The organism is Pseudomonas sp. LABIM340 (assembly GCF_040017195.2).
Taxonomy (GTDB): domain Bacteria; phylum Pseudomonadota; class Gammaproteobacteria; order Pseudomonadales; family Pseudomonadaceae; genus Pseudomonas.
Map to the genome: position 1 here is coordinate 1,473,335 of NZ_CM200227.1, position 20,390 is coordinate 1,493,724.

The following is a 20,390-nucleotide window of genomic DNA, read 5'->3' on the forward strand; positions in this document are numbered from 1 at the left end:
AACGCGGAGTAAGCAGTAATGGCTCGACTGAAACGAACCCTGACGCTGGGTTCGGTGGTGCTGTTCGGCATCGCCTACATGACCCCGATCATCGTCCTCGGCACCTTCGGCATCCTCGCCGACGTCACCCGCGGCGTAGTCCCCTCGGCCTACCTCGTCGCATCCGTTGCAATGCTCTTCACCGCGCTCAGCTATGGGCGCATGGCAGCCGCCTTCCCGGTAGCCGGCTCCGCCTATACCTATGTACGCAAGTCGATCAGCCCCAAGCTGGGCTTCCTCGCCGGCTGGGCGGTGCTGCTGGACTACCTGTTCCTGCCCATGGCGATCTGGCTGATCGGCGCGGCCTACCTGCATTCCGCCTTCCCCGCCGTGCCCCAGGCCCTGTGGGTGCTGGCGTTCATCGGCGTGACCACCGCGATCAACGTGGTCGGCCTGCGCCTGGCGAAGAACATCAACGGCGTGCTGATGCTGGTGCAGTTCCTCGTGCTGATCGCCTTCGTCGGCCTGGCCATCCACTACATCACCGGTGATGGCAGCCGTCCGCTGTGGACCCTGGAGCCCTTCCTCAAGGAAGGCACCCAGCTGCCGCTGATCATGGGTGGCGCGGCCATCGCCTGCTACTCCTTCCTGGGCTTCGATGCGGTCAGTACCCTGACCGAAGAAACCCACGAGCCGCGCAAGACCATTCCGCGCGCCATCCTGCTGATCACCCTGATCGGTGGCGGCATCTTCATCGCCGCCAGCTACTTCGTACAGCTGGCGCACCCGTCGGTGGAGTTCCAGAACGCCGACTCGGCCGCCTACGAAATTGCCCGCAACATCGGCGGCGACCTGTTCGTCAGCTTCTTCCTGATCGGCCTGATCGTCGGCCAGTTCACGTCTGGCCTGTCGGCCCAGGCCAGCGCCTCGCGCCTGCTGTTCGCCATGGGCCGCGACGGCGTGCTGCCGCGCCCGTTCTTCGGGCGCATCAGCAAGCGCTTCGAAACCCCGGTGAACAGCATCGTGCTGTGCGGCGTGGTGGCCCTGCTGGCGCTGCACATGGACGTCACCACCTCCACCTCGTTCATCAACTTCGGCGCCTTCCTCGCCTTCAGCCTGGTGAACCTCTCGGTGATCTTCCACTACTACCTGAACGCCGAGCGCCGCGGCCTGCGCGAGCTGGTGCTGTTCCTGCTGTTCCCGCTGATCGGCCTGCTCGCCGACCTGTGGCTGATGGTCAGCCTCGACCACCTGGCCATCTGGCTTGGCGCCACCTGGCTGGTGCTCGGCGTGATCTACCTGGCGGTGATCACCGGCGGCTTCCGCCAGCAACCGCCGGAGATGCATTTCGAGGAGGCGTGAGCCCCGCGCGGGGCTATGCTGGGGACTCCGAGCCGTGATGCCCGAGGAGATCCCGCCATGCCCCGCCTCACCCTCTACCATTCGCCCCAGACACGCTCCAGCGGCACCCTGGTGCTGCTGGAAGAACTGGGCGCCGAGTACGACCTCGAACTGATCAACATGAAGGCCGGCGAGCAGCGCAAGCCGGAGTTCCTGGCGCTCAACCCGTTGGGCAAGGTCCCGGCGATCCGTCTCGGCGAGTCGCTGGTCACCGAGCAGGGCGCCATCTTCATCTACCTCGCCGACCTGTTCCCCCGGGCGAATCTCGCCCCCGCCCTCGACGACCCCTTGCGCGGCCCTTACCTGCGCTGGCTGGTGTTCTACGGCTCCAGCTTCGAACCGGCCATCGTCGACCGTGCCCTGAAACGCGATGCCGCCCCGCAGGCCATGAGTCCCTACGGCGATTACGACAGCGTGATGCGCGCCCTCGCCGAACAGCTGGAAACCGGCCCCTATCTGCTGGGTAGCCGCATGACCGCTGCCGACGTGCTGTGGGGCGCGGCCCTGCGCTGGACCATCGGCTTCGGCGTAGTGCCCAAGCTGCCGGTGTTCGAGCGCTACGTGGAGCTGGTGACCTCGCGCCCGGCCTTCAAGCGAGTGTGGGAACGGGACGTGCAGTGGGCGGAAGAACACACCCGCGCGGCGGAAGCGAAAGCGCCCTGACACCCGACAACGGACCGCTCCAGAGCCATAGAAGGGTTTCGGTCAGGCGTGGCGGTCCTGGCGCTTTTTGCGGAATCGGTCTCAGGCTATGTGGGAAAGTTCTTTTTTTCGTGTGGCCTTATTTTCCGCCGCAGGGTGCCGGTCAATGATTGCCCCAACGCCGCGTAACCCCATCACACGGCGCCGCTGGAACCATAAGAACCACAGGTGTTGATCGGTTATGTCCCCCGATGGCCCATCCGCAAGGATGGGCCTTTTTTCTGGGGAGACGTTTTTCGTCAGGCAGCCTTGAGCGCTCGCAGGGGTTGCCCGCAGAGAGCGTGAGAGACCGGAGAGCCCGCGTCAGTTTCTTGCCGCGCTGACACCTTCCAGGGTGGCGAAGGAAGTGTCCTTCGCGGTCAGCAGGAAATCGCGCATGAACGGCGCATCCAGCATGTCGGCGCGGATGGCGGCGAACAGGGTGCAATACAGGCCTTTTTCCCCCAGGCGCTTGGCGGTCACATAGCCCCGCGAGCTGTACTCGTGCAGCGCCCAGTTGGGCAGGCTGCAGACGCCGCGTCCGGACGCCACCAGCTGCATCATCATCACCGTCAGCTCCGAGGTGCGTACCTGCGCCGGTTCGACGTCGGCGGGTTCGAGGAAGCGGGTGAAGATGTCCAGGCGATCACGCTCGATGGGGTAGGTGATCAGCGTCAGGTTGGCCAGGTCTTCCGGGACGATGAACGACTTGCCGGACAGCGCGTGGTGGTTGTCCACCGCCAGCAGCGCCTCGTAGGTGAACAGCGGCACGTAGGTGATGCCGGCGATGTCCACCGGGTCGGAAGTCACCACCAGGTCCAGGTCGCCGCGGGCCAGCGCCGGCAGCGGGGCGAAGGAGAAGCCGGAGGCGAGGTCCAGCTCCACTTCCGGCCAGGCGTCGCGGAACTGGTCGATGGTCGGCATCAGCCACTGGAAGCAGCTGTGGCACTCGATGGCCATGTGCAGGCGGCCGGCGGTACCGCCGGCCAGGCGCGCCAGGTCGCGTTCGGCGCCGCGCAGCTGCGGCAGCACGGCGTCGGCCAGCTGCAGCAGGCGCAGGCCGGCACTGGTGAAACGCACCGGCTTGGTCTTGCGGATGAACAGGGACAGGCCGAGGCGCTCCTCCAGTTCCTTGAACTGGTGGGACAGGGCGGACTGCGTCAGGTGCAGGCGCTCGGCGGCCTCCACTAGACTGTCGGCTTCGCGCAGGGCATGCAGGGTTTTCAGGTGACGGAGTTCAAGCATGGCGCGGCCTCGCCTCAGTATGAGGAAATCTTGATGAAACGGCAGAACAATTGAGCTGCTCTCATGATAAGCCGGCGACTGGCACTTCACCAGCACGCATTCGCCGGGCTCGATTCACCTTGTTGGGGTCACCAGCTCAGATAGAACATGCCCTTGGCCAGCAGCACGATCAGCACCACGTGGGCGAACACGCTGTAGTGGATGCGCCGGGAACGCTGGCCGGTCATGCGCCCTGAGCGGAAGGAGTACATGGCGAAGATGAAGTGGCCCAGGACGCTGGTGGCCAGCAGCAGCTTGAGGCTGAGCAGCGTGGCGAAGGGCGATGCCAGCGGGTCGGTCAGCAGCGGCGCGTAACGCAGGTGCAGCATGCCCAGGCCGCTGCCGAACAGGGTCAGGATCACCCAGGGCATCACCCGGCGCAGGCGACGGCCCAGCGCGCCCTCGACCATTTTCATCGCCCGTGCCGGCACATGGCGGTGGACGCTTTCCAGGATCAGCACTTCGAAGAACACCGTGCCGACGAACATGATCGCGGCGAACAGGTGCAGCACCAGCAGGATGGGGTAGGCCATGAGGAAACTTCCGAGCGGGGGTTTCCTATCTTCGCCAGTGCATGGGGCGACCTCCCTTGATCCGGATCATGGGAAGGTCCGTCGGTGACCGCTCAGCGCCTTTCATCAAACTGTCACGGACCTGTGGCAGAGCGAGCGACGGAAATTCATCAGAATCGCGCTCAACTGGGGTTTTGCGTTCCGGATTTTCATTCATGCGTGCTTTCCTGCTGGCAGTCGCACTTTGCTGCGGCCTGTCCTCTCTTTCTTTTGCCGATCGGGCGGTTGCCGCCGATCGTTGCGATGCGCGGGTGCCGACCGAACTGGTCGACCTGGGTGACGTGCGCCTGGCGTACCAGAGCATTGGTCGTCCGCAGGACCCGACGCTGCTGCTGGTCATGGGCCTGGGCGGCCAGTTGATCCATTGGCCGGACGAAGTGGTCGAGGCGCTCTGCCAGCAAGGTTTCCGGGTGATCCGCTACGACAATCGCGATGTCGGGCTGTCTTCCTGGCGCGTTCCTGTGCCCAGCGGCAACCTGACCTACGAAGTCATTCGCTATCGCCTCGGCCTGCCCGTGAGTGCGCCCTACAGCCTGACCGACATGGCCGGCGACGCGCTGCACCTGCTCGACGCCCTGCATGTCGAGCGTGCCCATGTGCTGGGCGCGAGCATGGGCGGGATGATTGCCCAGCACGTGGCCGACATGGCGCCCGACCGGGTGATCAGCCTGACGCTGGTGATGACCAGTTCCGGCGCCGAAGGCCTGCCGGCGCCCAGCGAATCATTGCTGCGCCTGCTCGCCCGGCGCGAAGCGGCCAGCCGCGAACAGGCGATCGAGCAGCAGGCGGATTTGCTGGCGGCCCTTGGCAGCCCGGAAGTGCGCGATGATCGCCAGCAGTTGCTGCAGCAGGCGGCGCGTTCCTACGACCGTGCCTTCACCCCGGAAGGCGTGCAGCGGCAGATGCTGGCGATCCTCGCCGAGCCGAGCCGGGTGGAGCTGCTCAACCGCCTGAACGTTCCGACCCTGGTGGTCCACGGCACCGCCGACCCGCTGCTACCGGTGATGCACGGCGTGCACGTGGCGGCGCACATCCGCGGTTCGGTGCTCAAGCTGATTCCCGGCATGGCGCACCGCTTCCAGGAAGACTTCAAGGAGCCGCTGCTGGGCGCGGTGCTGCCTTACCTGCGCGAACATCAGGGCGGCGGGCACGTCGCACAGCTCTGATCGCCCGCCTCAGGGTTCGCTGAACGGCAGTGGCGCCTCTGTTTCGCGCCGCACCGAGAACGCGTTGAGCGTCATGGCCACCAGCGCGTAGTAGCCGAAGATTCCCACCAGCTCCACCAGCCCGGCCTCACCGAAGCAAGCTGTGGCTGCTTCGTACAGCGCCTGGTCGATGCGTCGGGTCTCGTACAGCGAGCGGCCCAGGTGATGGATCAGGCGTTCGTCTTCACGCTGGAAGTCCGGTGTTCGATTCTGCCGCAAGGCCTCGATCACTTCGTCGCTGAGGCCGGCCTGGCGCGCGATGGGTTCGTGGATCTGCCATTCGGCCTGGGATTGCCACCAGGCGGCGGTGACCAGGATCGCCAGTTCGCTCAGCCGCAGTTCCAGGCGTGTGCCGTAGCGGCAGAAGGCGCCGAGCTTCTGGGCGTTGTCCGCCAGCCCGGGGCTGTGCACCCAGGCCAGGAACGGGCCGTCCAGATTGCCGCGCGGACCGCTGAGGATCTCCTGCAATACGCGGCGCTGGTCGTCGTCCATGTTGGCGTCGGTCAGCGGAGAGAGGCGTGAATCGATTTTCATGCGAGATCCTTCAGAGGCTGCCGATGGCTTTGACGATGGCGCGCTGCAGCTTTTCAGTCAGTTCATCCAGTTGCGCTTCTTCGAGGATGAAGGGCGGGGCCAGCAGGATGTGGTCGCCGCGGCGGCCATCCAGCGTGCCGCCCATGGGGTAGCACATCAGGCCCTCCTGCATGGCGGCCTTCTTGATCCGTGCGTGCAGTTTCGCTTCGGCGGTGAAGGGCGTCTTGCCGGCGCGGTCGGCCACCAGTTCCACACCCTGGAAAAGCCCGCGGCCGCGAATGTCACCGACGTTGGGGTGCTCGCCAAGGGCGCTGCGCAGGCGTTGCTGCAGCTGTTCGCCCAACTCCCGCACGCGTGGCAGCAGGTTGCGCTGTTCGATGGTCTTCTGCACGGCCAGGGCAGCGGCGCAGGCGGTGGCATGGCCGATATAGGTGTGGCCGTGCTGGAAGAAGCCCGAGCCGTTGGCGATGGCGTCGTGGATGCGCTGGCTGACCAGGGTGGCGCCAATGGGCTGGTAGCCGGCGCCCAGGCCCTTGGCGATGGTGATCAGATCGGCGCTGATGCCTTCCTGTTCGGCCGCGAACAGGCTGCCGGTACGGCCCATGCCGCACATCACTTCGTCGAGGATCAGCAGTACGCCATAGCGGTCGCAGATTTCCCGCACGCGCCTGAAGTAGCCCGGCACGGCGGTCACCGCGCCCAGCGTGGCGCCCACCACCGGCTCGGCAACGAAGGCCATGACCTTGTCCGCACCGAGGTTGAGGATTTCCGTTTCCAGTTCCCGTGCCAGGCGTTCGCCGTAGGCTTCCGGCGTTTCGCCTTCGGCCTGGTCGCGATAGGCGTAGCAGGGGCTGACGTGGCTGACATCGATCAGCAGCGGCTGGAACTGCTGGCGTCGCCAGGCGTTGCCGCCGGCAGCCAGCGCACCGAGGGTGTTGCCGTGGTAGCTCTGGCGGCGGGCGATCAGGTGTGTGCGCTGTGGCTGGCCGATCTCCACGAAGTACTGGCGGGCCAGCTTGAGCGCCGCCTCCACCGCTTCCGAACCGCCGGAAACGAAGTACACCGAGCGCATCCCGGCCGGGGCGCGGGCGATCAGGAAGTCGGCCAGTTCTTCCATTGGCTCGCTGGTGAAGAAGGAGGTATGGGCGTAGGCCAGGGTGCCGATCTGCCGGCGCACCGCTTCGATCACTTCGGCGTCGCTGTGCCCCAGGCAGGACACCGCGGCTCCGCCGCTGGCGTCGAGGTAGCGACGGCCCTCGCTGTCGATCAGGTAGGCGCCGTCGCCGCGAACGGCCGTGGGGTAGGACTGGATGAGGCTGCGGTGCAGGACGTGGCTCATGGTGACCTCCAGGGGTTTGCGCAAATATTAAATGCATTTTAATTCTTGGCAAATTTTTCTTGCTAGAAATGACGCTGCTCTGCATCTGGCTAATGCGCTCCCTGCGGTGCTTTCCTTCGATTTGTCGCGTGCGTCAGGCGGGGAACGGGGTGTTTGAGGTGGGAAAAATACTTGCAAATAAATTTATTGCATGTTTATTTTGCACAAAAGCACGCAAGTGCATGCAGCCCCTGACGGGGGTTAGCCGCTCAAAACAATAAAGTCCGGGTCTTGGCCCGTTGCATCGAACTGCCGCTAATGCGCGCCAGCCCCAGGGCATGGCGCATCCCGCCGTCCCGCAAGAGGAAGTCCTGCATGAAAAAGCTGCTGCAAGCCTCGTTCGCCGCTCTCTCCCTGTTCGCCGCCAGCCAGTCGATGGCGGCCGACAAGGAGCTGCTGATCGCCACCGATACCGCCTTCGTTCCCTTCGAGTTCAAGCAGGGCGACAAGTACGTCGGCTTCGATATCGATCTCTGGGCAGCCATCGCCAAGGAGATGGGCGTGAGCTACCAGCTCAAGCCGATGGACTTCAACGGCATCATCCCTGCGCTGCAGACCCGCAACGTCGATGCGGCCCTGGCCGGCATCACCATCAAGGAAGACCGCAAGCAGGTCATCGACTTCTCCGACGGCTACTACGACAGCGGCTTCCTGCTGATGGTCAAGGCCGACAACGACAGCATCAAGAGCTCTGCCGACATCGCCGGCAAGAGCCTGGCGGTGAAGAGCGGCACCTCGGCGGCGGACTACGCCAAGGCCAATCTGAAGGCCGGCGACCTGCGCCAGTTCCCCAACGTCGACAACGCCTACCTGGAGCTGCGTACCGGCCGCGTCGATGCCGCGATGCACGACACTCCCAACGTCCTCTACTACATCAAGACCGCCGGCGACGGGCAGGTGAAGGCCGTGGGCGAGCAGATGATGGCGCAGCAGTACGGCATCGGTTTCCCCAAGGGCAGCGAGCTGCGCGAGCCGGTGAACGCGGCCCTGAAGAAGCTGCGTGAGGACGGCACCTATGCGCAGATCTACCGCAAGTGGTTCGGCACCGACCCGAAATAAGACGAGGTAGGCATCCATGCATTTTCAATGGTCCGCCATCTGGGACGCGTTGCCGGTGCTGCTCGAGGGCGCCCGGCTGACCCTGTGGATATCCATTCTCGGTCTGATCGGCGGCGCGGTGATCGGCCTGGTGGCCGGTGTCGGCCGCGCCTACGGCGGCTTCATCGGCAGTCGCGCGGCGCTGGTGTTCGTCGAGCTGATCCGTGGCACGCCGATCATGGTCCAGGTGATGTTCATCTACTTCGCCCTGCCGCTGATGATCCCGGTGCGCATCGATCCGTTCAGCGCGGCGGTGGTCACCATCATGATCAACTCCGGCGCCTACATCGCCGAGATCACCCGCGGTGCGCTGCTCTCGGTGAACAAGGGCTTCCGCGAGGCGGGGCTGGCACTGGGGCTTTCCGGGCGCGACACGCTGCGCTACGTGATCGCTCCGCTGGCCTTCCGGCGGATGATCCCGGCGCTGGGCAACCAGTGGATCGTGAGCATCAAGGACACCTCGCTGTTCATCGTCATCGGCGTCGCCGAACTGACCCGTCAGGGCCAGGAGGTGATCGCCGGCAACTTCCGCGCGATGGAAATCTGGTCGGCGGTGGCGGTGATCTACCTGGTCATCACCCTGGTGTTGAGTTACGTGCTGCGGCGCATGGAATCGAGGCTGAAGATCCTATGATCGAGTTCAAGCAGGTCGCCAAGCACTTTGGCGAGACCAAGGTGCTCCACGACATCAACCTGAAGATCGGCAGCGGCGAAGTGGTGGTCATCATCGGCCCTTCCGGCTCCGGCAAATCGACGCTGCTGCGCTGCATCAACAAGCTCGAAGTGATCACCGACGGCCAGTTGTTCGTCGATGGCATGGAGGTCAACGACCCGAAGGTGGACGAGCGCCTGATCCGCCAGGAGGCGGGGATGGTGTTCCAGCAGTTCCACCTGTTCCCGCAGATGACCGCGCTGGAAAACGTCGCCTTCGGGCCGATCCGCGTGCGGGGGGCGAAGAAGGCCGACGCCGAGGCGCTGGCGCGTACGCTGCTGGCGAAGGTGGGGCTCTCCGAGCGCGCCGGGCACTATCCGTCGGAGTTGTCCGGCGGCCAGCAGCAGCGCGTGGCCATCGCCCGCGCACTGGCGGTGAAGCCCAAGCTGATGCTGTTCGACGAGCCCACCTCGGCGCTCGACCCCGAGCTGCGCCATGAAGTGCTGCAGGTGATGAAGGACCTGGCGGAGGAGGGCATGACCATGGTCATCGTCACCCACGAGATCGACTTTGCCCGCAAGGTCGCTTCGCGGCTGATCTTCATCGACCAGGGCCGCATCACCGAGGACGGCGACCCTGCCAGCCTGATCGGCAACCCCACCAGCCCGCGTCTGCGGGAGTTCCTGCAACATGTCGCCTGAGGTGCGCCGATGATCCTGCAACCCCTGAAACTGGGCGGCAGCCCGTATGACATCGGCCTGGGGCTCGGCCGCTTCGGCCGCGATGCGGTGCATCAGCGCCTTCGCCCGCTGCCACTGTGGCGGAGCCTCGCGGCCCTGGCTGGAGCGGGCGTGGCGAAAGCCATGCAGGCGCAGGTCGAGGCCGACTTCCCGCATATCTGGGAGGAAATCCGCGGCCTGGCCGATGGGCTGGAGCTGCCGGTCGAGGAAGTCTTCCTGTGGAACTGCCGCGGCGATTTCGTCAGCCCGCAGAGTGTGGATGGCTGCACCACGGTATTCGGGCCGACCGCCGACGGCTGGCTGATCGCCCACAACGAAGACGGCCTGCCCTCCCTCGAGGGTGCCTGCGGCCTGCTGCAAGCTACGCCGGAGCACGGCATGGCTTTTACCAGCTTCGTCTACCCCGGCTCCATTCCCGGCCACACCTTCGCAGTGAATGCCGCCGGGCTGGTCAGTACGGTGAACAACATCCGCCCGACCAGCATCCCGGCCGGCCTGCCGCGTCAGGTACTGGCCCGTGCGGTGCTGGATTGCGCCAGCCTGGATGAGGCGGTCGACGTGCTCTCCCGCGCAGGCCGCGCCGGTGCCTTCCACCATGCCCTCGGGCAGGTCGGCTCGGCTCATCTGCTGAGCGTCGAAGCCTGCTCGGCCGGCGTGGTGGTGCGCAAGGTGCGGCGTCCCGGCGGGCACTCCAACCATCTGCTGGATGCCGGGCTGGACGCCGCCGGCCAGCGCATCACCGGCAGCTCCGGCAGCCGCCAGCGCCGCGTCGACGGGTTGCTGGGGGAGGGCGGCGGTCTGCTCGACGAGGCCCGCGCGCTGGCGATCCTGCGCGATGGCGCTGATCCCGGGCTGCCGATCTACCGTCGTGCGGCGGACGACCCGGACGATGAGAGCACCCTGGCCACCGCCGTATTTCTCATCGGCGCGAACTCGGTAGAATGGCGCGTCTACTGCCAGCCGGACGTCCAGCACGTGGAAGCCGCCGGCAGTATCCGCCCTTCTTCCGCCAACGGACCTGCCCGATGACCCAAGCGCCCGCCGCACTGCCCGATAACCTGGGAGCCCTCAAGCAGCTGCTGGAGGCTATCGAGCGCGGTGAGTCGGGCATCTCCCTGGGCGGTAGTTCGCGGCGGGTGCTGGCTGCATTGATCGAGGCGCCGCAGCGCACCGCGGTGTCCTCCATCAGCGAGCTGGCGGAGCAGCTCGGGGTGAACGCCTCGACCTTGTCGCGCCTGGCCCAGCGCCTGGGCTACGGCGGTTTCAGCAAGTTCCAGGACCTGTTCCGCCGCGAGCTGACCGAGGGCAAGAATTTCTACAGTGACCAGGCCTCGCGCCTGCTGCTGACTCCTGCCGACACCACGCTGTCGCGCCTGACCCGCCTGGGCCGGCAGGAAAGCACCAACATCGCCAGCCTGATCGAGCAGGTCGAGCCGGAAGTGTTCTCCCGCGTGGTGGAGCTTCTCGCCAGCGCGCGCCGGGTGCGCATCCATGGCATGCGCCAGTTCACTTCGCTGGCGCTGTTCATGTCCTACGGCCTGGGCATGCTGCGCCAGGACGTGGCAGCGCTGGATGCCAGCCGCCAGGGCGTGGCCGATGCGTTGGCGCAACTGGATGCTGGCGATGTGCTGGTGGTCGCCAGCTGCTTCCCCTACACGCCCAGCGTGCTGGCTACGGCGGAAGTCGCCGCGCGCCATGGCATCGAGGTCGTGGCCCTGACCGATTCCTCCAGCTCGCCGCTGGCGAAGGTGGCGCGGCACAGCTTCTATGTGCCCAACCACAGCCTGTTCTACAGCAACAGCATGTGCGCCTTCATGCTGCTGGCGCAGGGCTTGTTGAGCGAGGTGGCGGGGCGATTGGGCGAAAGCGCGCTGGAATCACTGCGCCAGCGCGAAGAACTGATCAGCGAGCTGAACGCGTCGCTCTGAGGCGACGCTGCCTCAGGCAACCTGGGTACTGGGCTCCAGCGGGCTTTCGCTGCTGAGGAACTGCTCCAGGCGCTCGCGCTGCCGGGCATTGAGGAACAGGCCGAGCTTGGTGCGGCGCCAGAGGATGTCATCGGCGTCGCGCGCCCACTCCTCGTGGACCAGGTATTCCACTTCCCGCGCATAGAGCCCGGCGCCCAGGTGTTCGCCCAGTTCGCTGAGGTTGTGCGCGCCGTCCAGCAGCTTCCAGATGCGGCTGCCGTAGGTGCTGGCCCAGCGCCGGGCGAGGGCAGGGTCGAGCTGGCGCAGGCGGTCCATGAGCTGGATGGCCAGGTCTTCCACGCAGGTCATGGCTTCACCGCCAGGCAGCGGGGCACTGGCAGTCCAGCTGGCTTTCATCACGCCGGCGAAGTGCGGCGCCAGTTGTTCGAGCGCGGCCTCGGCGAGTTTGCGGTAAGTCGTCAGCTTGCCGCCGAACACCGACAGCAGCGGCGCTTCACCGGGGGTGTTGTCCAGCGCCAGGGTGTAGTCGCGGGTCACGGCCGAAGGGTCGTCGGATTCGTCGTCGCACAGCGGGCGCACGCCGGAGAAGCTGCGCAGGATGTCCTGGCGGCCCAACTGGTGCTTGAAGTGGGCGTTGACCACGTTGAGCAGGTAGTCGGTCTCTTCTTCGCTGATGCTGATCTTCGCCGGGTCGCCCTGGTACTCGCGGTCGGTGGTGCCGATCAAGGTGAACTGGCGCAGGTAGGGAATGGCGAAGACGATGCGCCGGTCCTCGTTCTGCAGGATGTACGCGTGCTCGCCCTCGTACAGGCGCGGCACGATCAGGTGGCTGCCCTGGATCAGGCGGATGCCGTAGGGCGGCTTCTGGCGCAGTTCCTCGCGCAGGAAGCGGTCGACCCAGGGGCCGGCGGCATTGACCAGCGCGCGGGCGCGCACCGAGTACAGGCTGCCGTCGCGGCGCTCCAGGTGCAGGTGCCACAGGCCCTTGCTGCGCCGGGCGCTGACGCAGCGGGTGCGCGGATGCACATGGGCGCCGTTCTCGCGGGCGGCCATGGCATTGAGTACCACCAGGCGGGCGTCGTCTACCGAGCAGTCGGAGTATTCGAAGCCGCGGGTGATTTCGCCCTTCAGCGGGCTGTCCAGGCCGAAGCGCACGCCACGGGAAGCCGGCAGCTTCTCGCGCTTGCCCAGGTGGTCATAGAGGAACAGGCCGGCGCGGATCATCCAGGCCGGGCGCAGGTGCGGGCGGTGGGGAAGCACGAAGCGCAGCGGGTGGACGATGTGCGGTGCCTTGGCCAGCAGCACCTCGCGCTCGGCGAGAGCTTCGCGGACCAGGCGGAATTCGTAGTGTTCCAGGTAGCGCAGGCCTCCGTGGACCAGCTTGCTGCTGGCGGAGGAGGTGTGGGCAGCGAGGTCGTGCTGTTCGCAAAGGAACACCGACAACCCGCGCCCGGCAGCGTCCGCCGCGATCCCTGCGCCATTGATGCCGCCGCCGACGACGGCCAGGTCATAGACTTCGGCCAGGGGCGCGTGGCGCTTGCTGGTTGGGTTCATGGGGGCCGCCTTGGGGATTGAAAGTGAATCTTGTGATGTTCGTTTTCGAAAATATCCTAGTTCAGTGAATGAAATATGACCAGTCTTGAGCGCGAATTCGCGCAGGCATTCGTCTGAATGTTCGAAAGTGAAGGCGGTGAGCGCGGCTCAGACCAGTTCGAGCTGGACCTTGTGCTGGTGCAGCAGGCGCGCCACGGCGGCGGGCGGCGGGCTGTCGGTGAACACCCGGCTGACCAGGGAAATCGGCCCCAGGCGCACCACGGCGTTGCGCCCGAACTTGCTGGAGTCGGCGGCGAGGAACACCTGCCGGGCGTTGTCGATGATGGCGCGGGAGACGCGCACTTCCTGGTAGTCGAAGTCCAGCAGGCTGCCGTCCTCGTCGATGCCGCTGATGCCGACCACGGCGAAGTCGACGCGGAACTGCTCGATGAAGTCCACTGCCGCCTGCCCGACCACGCCGCCGTCGCCGCGTACGGTGCCGCCGGCGATCAGCACTTCGAAGTCGTCCTTGCCGGCGAGGATGCTGGCGACGTGCAGGTTGTTGGTGATGACCTTGAGGTTCTGGTGGCCGAGCAGGGCGCGGGCGATGGCCTCGGTGGTGGTGCCGATGTTGATGAACAGCGAGGCGTTGTCCGGGATGTGTGCGGCGATGGCATCGGCGATGCGCTGCTTCTCGTCGCGCATCTGGTCGGCGCGGGTGTTGTAGGCGGTGTTCTCGATGCTCGAGTCCCAGGCCGCGCCGCCGTGGTAGCGGCGAAGCAGGTTCTGTTCGGCGAGCTGGTTGATGTCGCGGCGGATGGTCTGCGGGGTCACGGCGAACTGCTGGGCAAGTTCCTCGATGCTCAGGTAGCCGCGTTCGCGGACCAGATCGAGGATGCTTTGCTGTCGGGGTGGCAGGTTCATGCGCTGTGCTCGTGCGGACGGGCGAAGGGACAAGAATGCCGCAGCGGGGGCCTTGCTGTCATGCGCGGCAGTCCCTGTAGGAGCGCGCCATGCCCGCGATCGCGCGCATGGCGCGCTCCTACAGTGTTGCGGTATCAGTCCTCGGCGGCCCAGCCGCGCGTGCGCTCCACGGCTTTCTTCCACCCTGCATACAACCGCGTGCGCTCTGCTTCGTCGCAGGCCGGCTGGAACACCCGCTCGATCACCGCCTTGTTCTTCAGCTCCGCCAGGCTACCCCAGAAACCGCAGGCCAGACCCGCCAGCACCGCAGCGCCGAGGGCCGTGGTCTCGCGCATCTGCGGGCGCTCCACCGGGGTGCCGAGGATGTCGGCCTGGAACTGCATGAGGAAGTTGTTGGCCACCGCGCCGCCATCCACGCGCAGGGCGCGCAGCGGCTCGCCGGCGTCCTGCTGCATGGCGTCGAGCACGTCGCGGGTCTGGTAGGCGATGGATTCCAGGGTGGCGCGGATCAGGTGGTCGGCCTTCACTCCGCGGGTCAGGCCGAACAGCGCGCCACGGGCATAAGGGTCCCAGTAAGGCGCGCCGAGGCCGGTGAAGGCGGGGACCAGGTAGACGCCGTTGCTGTCCTTCACCTTGGTGGCGAAGTACTCGGAGTCGTGGGCGTCGTTGATCACCTTCAGTTCGTCGCGCAGCCACTGCACGGTGGAGCCGCCGTTGAACACCGCGCCTTCCAGCGCATAGGCCACTTCGCCGCGCGGTCCGCAGGCGATGGTGGTGAGCAGGCCGTGGGTGGATTTTACCGCGTTGGCACCGGTGTTCATCAGCAGGAAGCAGCCGGTGCCGTAAGTGTTCTTCGCCTGGCCCGGTTCCACGCACATCTGCCCGAACAGCGCGGCCTGCTGGTCGCCGGCGATCCCGGCAATCGGCGTGCGGTGCACACCCAGGCCGCCGACCTTGGCGTGGCCATAGATTTCCGAAGACGGGCGCACCTGCGGCAGCATCGCGCGCGGTACGTCCAGCGCGGTGAGCAGGCGTTCGTCCCAGTCGCGCTTGTGGATATCGAACATCAGGGTGCGCGAGGCGTTGGTGTAGTCAGTGACATGCACCTCGCCTTCGGTGAGCTTCCAGATCAGCCAGGTGTCGACCGTGCCGAACAGCAACTCGCCGCGTTGCGCGCGTTCACGGGCGCCTTCGACGTTGTCGAGGATCCACTTCAGCTTGGTACCGGAGAAGTAGGGGTCGATGACCAGTCCGGTGGTGTCGCGGATGTGCTGTTCCAGGCCGTCGCGCTTGAGCTGCTCGCAGATCGCCGCGCTGCGCCGGCACTGCCAGACGATGGCGTTGTGGATTGGCCGGCCGGTGGCCTTGTCCCACACCAGGGTGGTTTCGCGCTGGTTGGTGATGCCGATGGCGGCCACTTCGGCGACGCTGATGCTGGCCTGGGCGAGGGCTTCCACCAGGGTCGAACTCTGGGTCGCCCAGATTTCCATCGGGTCGTGTTCGACCCAGCCCGGCTGCGGGTAGATCTGCGCGAATTCGCGCTGGGCCGTGCTGACCACGTTGGCGTCGTGGTCGAAGATGATGGCGCGCGAGCTGGTGGTGCCCTGGTCGAGGGCGACGACGTATTTCTTGTTCGTAAGGTCGGTCATGGCAGCGGCCTTGTGCGGACTCCGTTCGGCAACCCCGGCGGCAGGGCCGGGTAGGGATTGGCGGTGAACATACGGGATTCATCCCCGTCGGTGAAGCGAACACCGTGCAGTGCGCCACACCTTGGCTTACTGTTATGCGCTGGAAAGCCGCCTGCGAGAAGCCCGCCGATCATGACCCCCGCCATCGACCTGCTGAAGAAGAACCGCGCCGAACACCACGTGCTGAGCTACGAGCACGACCCCAAGGCGCCGTCCTACGGCCTGGAGGCCGCCGAGAAGCTCAACCTCGACCCGGCGCGGGTCTTCAAGACGCTGCTGGCGGCAAGCGAGAAAGGCGAGTTGCTGGTGGCGGTGGTGCCGGTGGTGGGCACCCTGGACCTCAAGGCGCTGGCCCACGCGGCGGGCGTGAAGAAAGCCGACATGGCCGACCCCAATGCCGCGCAGCGCGCCACCGGTTACCTGGTGGGTGGCATCAGCCCGCTGGGGCAGAAGAAGCGCCTGCGCACCTTCATCGACGAATCTGCACAGGGCTTCCCGACCATCCATGTCAGCGCCGGCCGGCGCGGCCTGGAAGTGGAGCTGAGCGCCGAGACCCTGGCCGGGCTGACCTCGGCGAAGTTTGCGCCGATCGGCCGCCCCTGATCGCTCAACCCCGGGGACTGTGTGGTCCCCACTGTACGGTTCGCCGCCCGCCGGCTTCTGTCATGCTCGGCCATCACTTACAAGGAGATCGCCATGCTGCTCGACTTCCATCAGGTGGACGCCTTCACCGACCGTCCCTTCGCCGGCAACCCGGCCATGGTCTATCGCCTCGATGCTTGGCTGAACGACGAGCTGATGCAGAAGATCGCCGCCGAGCACAATCTCTCGGAGACCGCCTTCCTGGTGAAGGAGCCCGAGGGCTGGCGCATCCGCTGGTTCACCCCGACCGCCGAAGTACCCCTGTGCGGCCACGCTACCCTGGCCAGCGCCCATGTGCTGTTCGAGGTGTTCGAGGAGCCGGGCGAGGTGCTGGAACTCAATTCGCTGTCCGGCCCGCTGCGCGTGACCCGCGAGGACGGCCGCCTGGCGCTGAACTTCCCGGCGCAGCCGCCGAGCGAAACCGGCGCCACCGTGGAACTGGCCAGCGCACTGGGCGTGGACGTGGTGGACGCACTGAGCAACGCCTCGCACCTGCTGGCGTTGCTGGAATCCGAGCAGGCCGTGCGCGACTGCAAGCCCGACTTCGCCGCCCTGGCGCGCCTGCCGTACCTGGGCGTGATCGTCACCGCGCGCAGTGAGGACTACGACTTCGTCTCGCGCTTCTTCGCCCCGGCCATCGGCCTCAACGAAGACCCGGTGACCGGCGCCGCCCACTGCAGCCTGATCCCCTACTGGTCGGGCCGCCTGAACAAGCTGCAGATGCGCGCTTTCCAGTGCTCCGAGCGCGGCGGCGAACTGTGGTGCCGCCTGGAGGACGACCGCGTGAGCATCGCCGGTTATGCGCGCCTGGTGGCCAGCGGTCGTCTGCTGGTTGTTTGATCTGTGACCGGGGGGATTTCGCCTTCCCGGCGTAGGCTGGCCTTCACTGAAAGCCGCGCCCCTCTGGCGCGGTTCGCAGCTTCGCAGGCACTCCCATGGCAACTCTGGTCATCGCTGACTACCACACCCACACCGGCTCCGCCGTTCTCGCCCCGGCGACCCTGAACACGCTGGCGGCCGCCCGGCAGATCGGCGGTGACGTGCATCTGTTGCTGGCCGGCAGCGGTCTGGGCCAACTGGCGGAGCAGGCTTGCGGCATCGATGGCGTCGCGCGCGTCGTGCTGGTGGACGATCCCGCCTACGACCACCTGCTGGCGGAAAACCTTTCCGCACTGGTCGTGCAGCTCGCTCCCTGCTACAGCCATGTTCTCGCGCCTGCCACCGCCATGGGCCGCGATTGCCTGCCGCGTATTGCCGCGCTGCTGGACGTCGATGCAGTTTCCGATGTCATCGCGGTGATCGACGACGAGACCTTCCAGCGCCCGATCTACGCCGGCAATGCCATCGCTACAGTGCGCTGCGAAGGTCCGGTGAAGGTGCTGGGTATCCGGCCAACGGCCTTCGACCCGGTATCTGCGGAAGGCGGCAACGCCGAGCTGGAAAGACGCAACGGGGCTGGCGACCTCGCGTTGGCATCCTGGCAGGGTGAGGAGCGTCCGGACTTCGAGCGCCCGGCACTGGAGTCGGCGCGGGTGATAGTCGCTGGCGGACGCGGCCTGCAGACCGAGGAAGGTTTCGCGGCGCTCTATCCCCTGGCGGATCGCCTGCACGGCGCCGTCGGCGCTTCGCTGGCGGCGGTGGACGCGGGCTTCGCACCGGCAGAGCTGCAGATCGGTCAGTCCGGGCGCATCGTCGCGCCGGATCTTTACCTGGCAGTAGGGATATCCGGTGCGGTGCAGCACGTGGCGGGCATGAAGGACGCCAAGGTCATCGCCGCGATCAACCTCGACCCCGATGCACCGATCTTCGAGATCGCTGATTACGGTCTGCAGGGCGACCTGTTCGAGTTGCTGCCGGCGTTGATGCTCGAGTTGGACAGCGCGCTCGGCTAGAGCGCCACGCTGCCCTGCGCCGGGAACAGCACCAGGTGCTCGGCGGCTACGCCGATGGCCACTTCGTCGCCCGGTTGATGGTCGGAGTGGCTGGGGAAGAGTGATTCCAGCTGGGTGCCGGTGGGTAGTTGCAGGCGATAGAGCGTCGCCGCGCCGAGGAACGACTTGCCGACAATCCGCGCCTTCAGCGCGCCATCGGCGGCCGGCACCAGGTCGTCCGGACGCAGCAGCACATCCACCGCGCTGCCGTCCGGCAGGCTATAGGCACGGTTGCCGCGCAACAGGCCCAGTTCGGTCTGCACCGCATCGCTCCCGCACATCTGTCCGCGAATGAAATAGCCCTGGCCGACGAAGCTGGCGACGAAGGGTGTCTGCGGTTCGTGGTAGAGGTTGAACGGGGTGTCCCACTGCTCCAGCACGCCATGGCGGAACACGCCGACGTGGTCGCTGACGGCGAAGGCTTCTTCCTGGTCATGGGTGACCAGGATGGCGCTGGTGCCGCGCGCCTTGAGGATGTCACGGACCTCATGGCTGAGCTGCCGGCGCAGTTCCACGTCGAGGTTGGAAAAGGGTTCGTCGAGCAGCAGCAGTTGCGGCTGTGGCGCCAGCGCGCGGGCAAGGGCCACGCGTTGTTGCTGGCCGCCGGAGAGTTCATGGGGGAAGCGCTGGCCGAGGCCGTCGAGTTTCACCAGTTCCAGCAATTCGCCGACGATGCGCTCGCGCTCGGGGTGCTTGCGGATGCCGAAGGCGATGTTGTCCGCCACCGACAGGTGCGGGAACAGCGCGTAGTCCTGGAACACCATGCCGATCCGGCGCTTCTCCGGCGACAGGGTGAAGCCGGGTCGGGAAATCACTTCGCCGGCCAGTTCGATGCGGCCGTTCTGCACCGGCTCGAAACCGGCGATGGCGCGCAGGGTGGTGGTCTTGCCGCAGCCCGAGGGGCCGAGCAGGCAGCCGATGTCGCCGGCGTTCAGGTGCAGGCTGACGCCTTGCACCACACGCTGCTGTTCATAGCCACAGGAAAGATCTTCGAGGTTGAGCAGCAGCGTTTGGGTCATCGGGCTCTAAGCAGGGATCAGGCGTAGTGGGCGTGCTCGACCAGCAGTTCGAGCAGCGCCTTCTGGGCGTGGAGACGGTTTTCCGCCTGGTCCCAGGCCACGGAGCGCGCGTCGTCCAGCAGGTCTTCGCTGATCTCTTCGCCTCGGTGGGCCGGCAGGCAGTGCATGAATAGTACATCCGCCGCCGCGCCGTCGAGCAGCGCACGTGTTACCTGATATGGCTGGAACAGGCGCAGGCGTGCGGCCGCTTCGTCTTCCTGGCCCATGGAGGCCCAGACGTCGGTGCTCACCAGGTGTGCGCCGGCCACCGCCTCGCGCGGGTCGCGGAAGATCTTCACGCGATCGCCGGCCAGTTCCATCAGCGCGGCGTTCGGCTCGTAGCCTTCCGGGCAGGCGACATTCAGCTGGAAGTCGAAGCGGATCGCCGCCTCGATGTAGCTGTTGCACATGTTGTTGCCGTCGCCGATCCAGGCTGCGGTCTTGCCGGCGATGCTGCCGCGGTGCTCGAAGAAGGTCTGCATGTCGGCCAGCAGCTGGCACGGGTGCAGGTCGTCCGACAGGCCATTGATCACCGGCACACGGGAGTTCTCGGCGAACTCGATCAGGTTGCTGTGGGCGAAGGTGCGGATCATCACCGCATCGACCATCCGCGACATCACCCGAGCGGCGTCGGCAATCGGCTCACCGCGGCCCAGCTGGGTGTCGCGCGGGGAGAGGAAGATGGCCTGGCCGCCGAGCTGGATCATGCCGGCTTCGAAGGAAATCCGCGTACGGGTCGAGGCTTTCTCGAAGATCATGCCCAGCACGCGGTTCTTCAGCGGTTCGTAGAGCACGCCTCGGTCTCGCAGGTCCTTCAGCTCGGTGGCGCGGCGGATCAGACCGAGCAGTTCTTCGGTCGTGTAATCCAGCATCGAGAGGAAGTGACGTGCGCTCATGGTTCGTACCTACTACTTATTCTCAGAAATCAGGCCGAGGTACCGACCGGCTTTCGTGAGAAAAAACGGGCTGAACCTGCGGCGGGACCGCATGGAGCGGAAAATGGGGGAAGGCGCGATCCTATAAGGAAATGACGGATCTACGCAAGTTTCCCCCGGAGGGCCCGTCGGGCGGGGCTTCAACATGGTCGTTCCTGATGCCCCGCGATTCACCCGACGGAAGCTGGTGGTGCTTCGCCAGGCCAGGATTCATAGTGCTTTCGACC

General features: G+C 66.2%; 20 protein-coding genes. 11 read left to right on the forward strand and 9 right to left on the reverse strand.

Going from position 1 to position 20,390, the window contains the following annotated elements; translation table 11 throughout:
* Positions 1-18 precede the first annotated feature (18 nt).
* Both ABKS89_RS06980 and ABKS89_RS06985 read left to right on the forward strand, forming a co-directional pair.
* Positions 19-1,341: an APC family permease gene (locus tag ABKS89_RS06980; protein WP_138212501.1), complete on the forward strand. Its 1,323-nt coding sequence runs from the start codon at positions 19-21 to the stop codon at positions 1,339-1,341.
* 57 nt (positions 1,342-1,398) lie between these two features.
* On the forward strand, positions 1,399-2,043 hold the full coding sequence (locus tag ABKS89_RS06985; protein WP_348587917.1) for a glutathione S-transferase family protein: 645 nt from the start codon (positions 1,399-1,401) through the stop codon (positions 2,041-2,043).
* Positions 2,044-2,385: 342 nt separating this feature from the next.
* On the opposite strand, the gene metR is transcribed toward ABKS89_RS06985, so the two are convergent.
* Positions 2,386-3,306 (reverse strand): transcriptional regulator MetR, encoded by a 921-nt coding sequence (gene metR, locus ABKS89_RS06990; RefSeq protein ID WP_138212503.1) that lies wholly within the window; start codon positions 3,304-3,306, stop codon positions 2,386-2,388.
* A gap of 128 nt (positions 3,307-3,434) precedes the next feature.
* On the reverse strand, positions 3,435-3,878 hold the full coding sequence (locus ABKS89_RS06995) for a CopD family copper resistance protein (RefSeq protein ID WP_138212504.1): 444 nt from the start codon (positions 3,876-3,878) through the stop codon (positions 3,435-3,437).
* Between the two features lie 194 nt (positions 3,879-4,072).
* Between ABKS89_RS06995 and ABKS89_RS07000 the strand changes: the two genes are divergently transcribed.
* Complete coding sequence (locus ABKS89_RS07000; RefSeq protein ID WP_348587916.1) at positions 4,073-5,083, forward strand: alpha/beta fold hydrolase; 1,011 nt, start codon at positions 4,073-4,075, stop codon at positions 5,081-5,083.
* 9 nt (positions 5,084-5,092) lie between these two features.
* Here the strand turns inward: ABKS89_RS07000 and ABKS89_RS07005 are convergent, their stop codons facing one another.
* Positions 5,093-5,656, reverse strand: a complete 564-nt coding sequence (locus ABKS89_RS07005) for a carboxymuconolactone decarboxylase family protein (RefSeq protein ID WP_348587915.1) — start codon at positions 5,654-5,656, stop codon at positions 5,093-5,095.
* 10 nt (positions 5,657-5,666) lie between these two features.
* Positions 5,667-6,995: an aspartate aminotransferase family protein gene (locus tag ABKS89_RS07010; protein WP_348587914.1), complete on the reverse strand. Its 1,329-nt coding sequence runs from the start codon at positions 6,993-6,995 to the stop codon at positions 5,667-5,669.
* A gap of 354 nt (positions 6,996-7,349) precedes the next feature.
* On the opposite strand from ABKS89_RS07010, the gene glnH reads away from it, so the two are divergent.
* The 5 genes from glnH to ABKS89_RS07035 are packed head-to-tail and all read left to right on the forward strand — an operon-like array spanning position 7,350 to position 11,452.
* On the forward strand, positions 7,350-8,093 hold the full coding sequence (glnH, locus tag ABKS89_RS07015) for a glutamine ABC transporter substrate-binding protein GlnH (protein ID WP_192435126.1): 744 nt from the start codon (positions 7,350-7,352) through the stop codon (positions 8,091-8,093).
* 16 nt (positions 8,094-8,109) lie between these two features.
* Complete coding sequence (gene glnP, locus ABKS89_RS07020; protein ID WP_081517695.1) at positions 8,110-8,766, forward strand: glutamine ABC transporter permease GlnP; 657 nt, start codon at positions 8,110-8,112, stop codon at positions 8,764-8,766.
* Entirely contained in the window at positions 8,763-9,485 is a 723-nt protein-coding gene (gene glnQ, locus ABKS89_RS07025; protein ID WP_081517696.1) for a glutamine ABC transporter ATP-binding protein GlnQ, read from the forward strand. The genes glnP and glnQ overlap by 4 nt, the downstream gene beginning before the upstream one ends.
* A gap of 9 nt (positions 9,486-9,494) precedes the next feature.
* Positions 9,495-10,553 (forward strand): C45 family autoproteolytic acyltransferase/hydrolase, encoded by a 1,059-nt coding sequence (locus ABKS89_RS07030; protein ID WP_348587913.1) that lies wholly within the window; start codon positions 9,495-9,497, stop codon positions 10,551-10,553.
* The gene (locus ABKS89_RS07035) at positions 10,550-11,452 is read left to right on the forward strand and encodes a MurR/RpiR family transcriptional regulator (RefSeq protein ID WP_081517697.1); all 903 of its coding nucleotides are present in this window, start codon (positions 10,550-10,552) and stop codon (positions 11,450-11,452) included. Before ABKS89_RS07030 ends, ABKS89_RS07035 begins: the two co-directional genes overlap by 4 nt.
* 12 nt (positions 11,453-11,464) lie before the next feature.
* Here ABKS89_RS07035 and glpD read toward each other — a convergent pair whose 3' ends face one another.
* The 3 genes from glpD to glpK all read right to left on the reverse strand — a co-directional run bounded on the left by glpD (position 11,465) and on the right by glpK (position 15,558).
* Complete coding sequence (glpD, locus tag ABKS89_RS07040) at positions 11,465-13,006, reverse strand: glycerol-3-phosphate dehydrogenase (RefSeq protein ID WP_348587912.1); 1,542 nt, start codon at positions 13,004-13,006, stop codon at positions 11,465-11,467.
* Positions 13,007-13,153: 147 nt separating this feature from the next.
* A complete protein-coding gene (locus ABKS89_RS07045) occupies positions 13,154-13,909 on the reverse strand; it encodes a DeoR/GlpR family transcriptional regulator (RefSeq protein ID WP_138212508.1) in 756 nt (251 codons plus the stop codon).
* Between the two features lie 134 nt (positions 13,910-14,043).
* Positions 14,044-15,558: a glycerol kinase GlpK gene (gene glpK, locus ABKS89_RS07050; protein WP_348587911.1), complete on the reverse strand. Its 1,515-nt coding sequence runs from the start codon at positions 15,556-15,558 to the stop codon at positions 14,044-14,046.
* 171 nt (positions 15,559-15,729) lie between these two features.
* Here glpK and ybaK point away from each other — a divergent pair, with 171 nt between their 5' ends.
* The 3 genes from ybaK to ABKS89_RS07065 all read left to right on the forward strand — a co-directional run bounded on the left by ybaK (position 15,730) and on the right by ABKS89_RS07065 (position 18,131).
* Entirely contained in the window at positions 15,730-16,200 is a 471-nt protein-coding gene (gene ybaK, locus ABKS89_RS07055) for a Cys-tRNA(Pro) deacylase (RefSeq protein ID WP_138212510.1), read from the forward strand.
* A 93-nt stretch (positions 16,201-16,293) separates the two neighbouring features.
* Positions 16,294-17,079, forward strand: coding sequence for a PhzF family protein (locus ABKS89_RS07060; RefSeq protein WP_348587910.1), 786 nt, complete (start codon positions 16,294-16,296; stop codon positions 17,077-17,079).
* Positions 17,080-17,174: 95 nt separating this feature from the next.
* Positions 17,175-18,131 carry an electron transfer flavoprotein subunit alpha/FixB family protein gene (locus tag ABKS89_RS07065; RefSeq protein WP_348587909.1) on the forward strand — a complete coding sequence of 319 codons (957 nt, stop codon included), beginning with the start codon at positions 17,175-17,177 and terminating at the stop codon, positions 18,129-18,131.
* Here the strand turns inward: ABKS89_RS07065 and ABKS89_RS07070 are convergent.
* The gene (locus ABKS89_RS07070) at positions 18,128-19,189 is read right to left on the reverse strand and encodes an ABC transporter ATP-binding protein (RefSeq protein WP_138212513.1); all 1,062 of its coding nucleotides are present in this window, start codon (positions 19,187-19,189) and stop codon (positions 18,128-18,130) included. The two genes, ABKS89_RS07065 and ABKS89_RS07070, sit on opposite strands and share 4 nt — an antisense overlap.
* A gap of 17 nt (positions 19,190-19,206) precedes the next feature.
* Entirely contained in the window at positions 19,207-20,124 is a 918-nt protein-coding gene (gene argF, locus ABKS89_RS07075; RefSeq protein WP_081517705.1) for an ornithine carbamoyltransferase, read from the reverse strand.
* Between the last annotated feature and the right edge of the window lie 266 nt (positions 20,125-20,390).

Bases quoted from the DNA above. Each gene is read 5' to 3' on its own strand.
- glnQ (WP_081517696.1), top strand. From the start codon at position 8,763: ATGATCGAGTTCAAGCAGGTCGCCAAGCACTTTGGCGAGACCAAGGTG.
- glnH (WP_192435126.1), top strand. From the start codon at position 7,350: ATGAAAAAGCTGCTGCAAGCCTCGTTCGCCGCTCTCTCCCTGTTCGCC.
- glnP (WP_081517695.1), top strand. From the start codon at position 8,110: ATGCATTTTCAATGGTCCGCCATCTGGGACGCGTTGCCGGTGCTGCTC.
- ABKS89_RS07010 (WP_348587914.1), bottom strand. From the start codon at position 6,995: ATGAGCCACGTCCTGCACCGCAGCCTCATCCAGTCCTACCCCACGGCC.
- ybaK (WP_138212510.1), top strand. From the start codon at position 15,730: ATGACCCCCGCCATCGACCTGCTGAAGAAGAACCGCGCCGAACACCAC.
- ABKS89_RS06980 (WP_138212501.1), top strand. From the start codon at position 19: ATGGCTCGACTGAAACGAACCCTGACGCTGGGTTCGGTGGTGCTGTTC.
- ABKS89_RS07060 (WP_348587910.1), top strand. From the start codon at position 16,294: ATGCTGCTCGACTTCCATCAGGTGGACGCCTTCACCGACCGTCCCTTC.
- ABKS89_RS07030 (WP_348587913.1), top strand. From the start codon at position 9,495: ATGATCCTGCAACCCCTGAAACTGGGCGGCAGCCCGTATGACATCGGC.
- ABKS89_RS07005 (WP_348587915.1), bottom strand. From the start codon at position 5,656: ATGAAAATCGATTCACGCCTCTCTCCGCTGACCGACGCCAACATGGAC.
- metR (WP_138212503.1), bottom strand. From the start codon at position 3,306: ATGCTTGAACTCCGTCACCTGAAAACCCTGCATGCCCTGCGCGAAGCC.
- glpK (WP_348587911.1), bottom strand. From the start codon at position 15,558: ATGACCGACCTTACGAACAAGAAATACGTCGTCGCCCTCGACCAGGGC.
- ABKS89_RS06995 (WP_138212504.1), bottom strand. From the start codon at position 3,878: ATGGCCTACCCCATCCTGCTGGTGCTGCACCTGTTCGCCGCGATCATG.
- ABKS89_RS07070 (WP_138212513.1), bottom strand. From the start codon at position 19,189: ATGACCCAAACGCTGCTGCTCAACCTCGAAGATCTTTCCTGTGGCTAT.
- argF (WP_081517705.1), bottom strand. From the start codon at position 20,124: ATGAGCGCACGTCACTTCCTCTCGATGCTGGATTACACGACCGAAGAA.
- ABKS89_RS07035 (WP_081517697.1), top strand. From the start codon at position 10,550: ATGACCCAAGCGCCCGCCGCACTGCCCGATAACCTGGGAGCCCTCAAG.
- ABKS89_RS07045 (WP_138212508.1), bottom strand. From the start codon at position 13,909: ATGAACCTGCCACCCCGACAGCAAAGCATCCTCGATCTGGTCCGCGAA.
- ABKS89_RS06985 (WP_348587917.1), top strand. From the start codon at position 1,399: ATGCCCCGCCTCACCCTCTACCATTCGCCCCAGACACGCTCCAGCGGC.
- glpD (WP_348587912.1), bottom strand. From the start codon at position 13,006: ATGAACCCAACCAGCAAGCGCCACGCGCCCCTGGCCGAAGTCTATGAC.
- ABKS89_RS07000 (WP_348587916.1), top strand. From the start codon at position 4,073: ATGCGTGCTTTCCTGCTGGCAGTCGCACTTTGCTGCGGCCTGTCCTCT.
- ABKS89_RS07065 (WP_348587909.1), top strand. From the start codon at position 17,175: ATGGCAACTCTGGTCATCGCTGACTACCACACCCACACCGGCTCCGCC.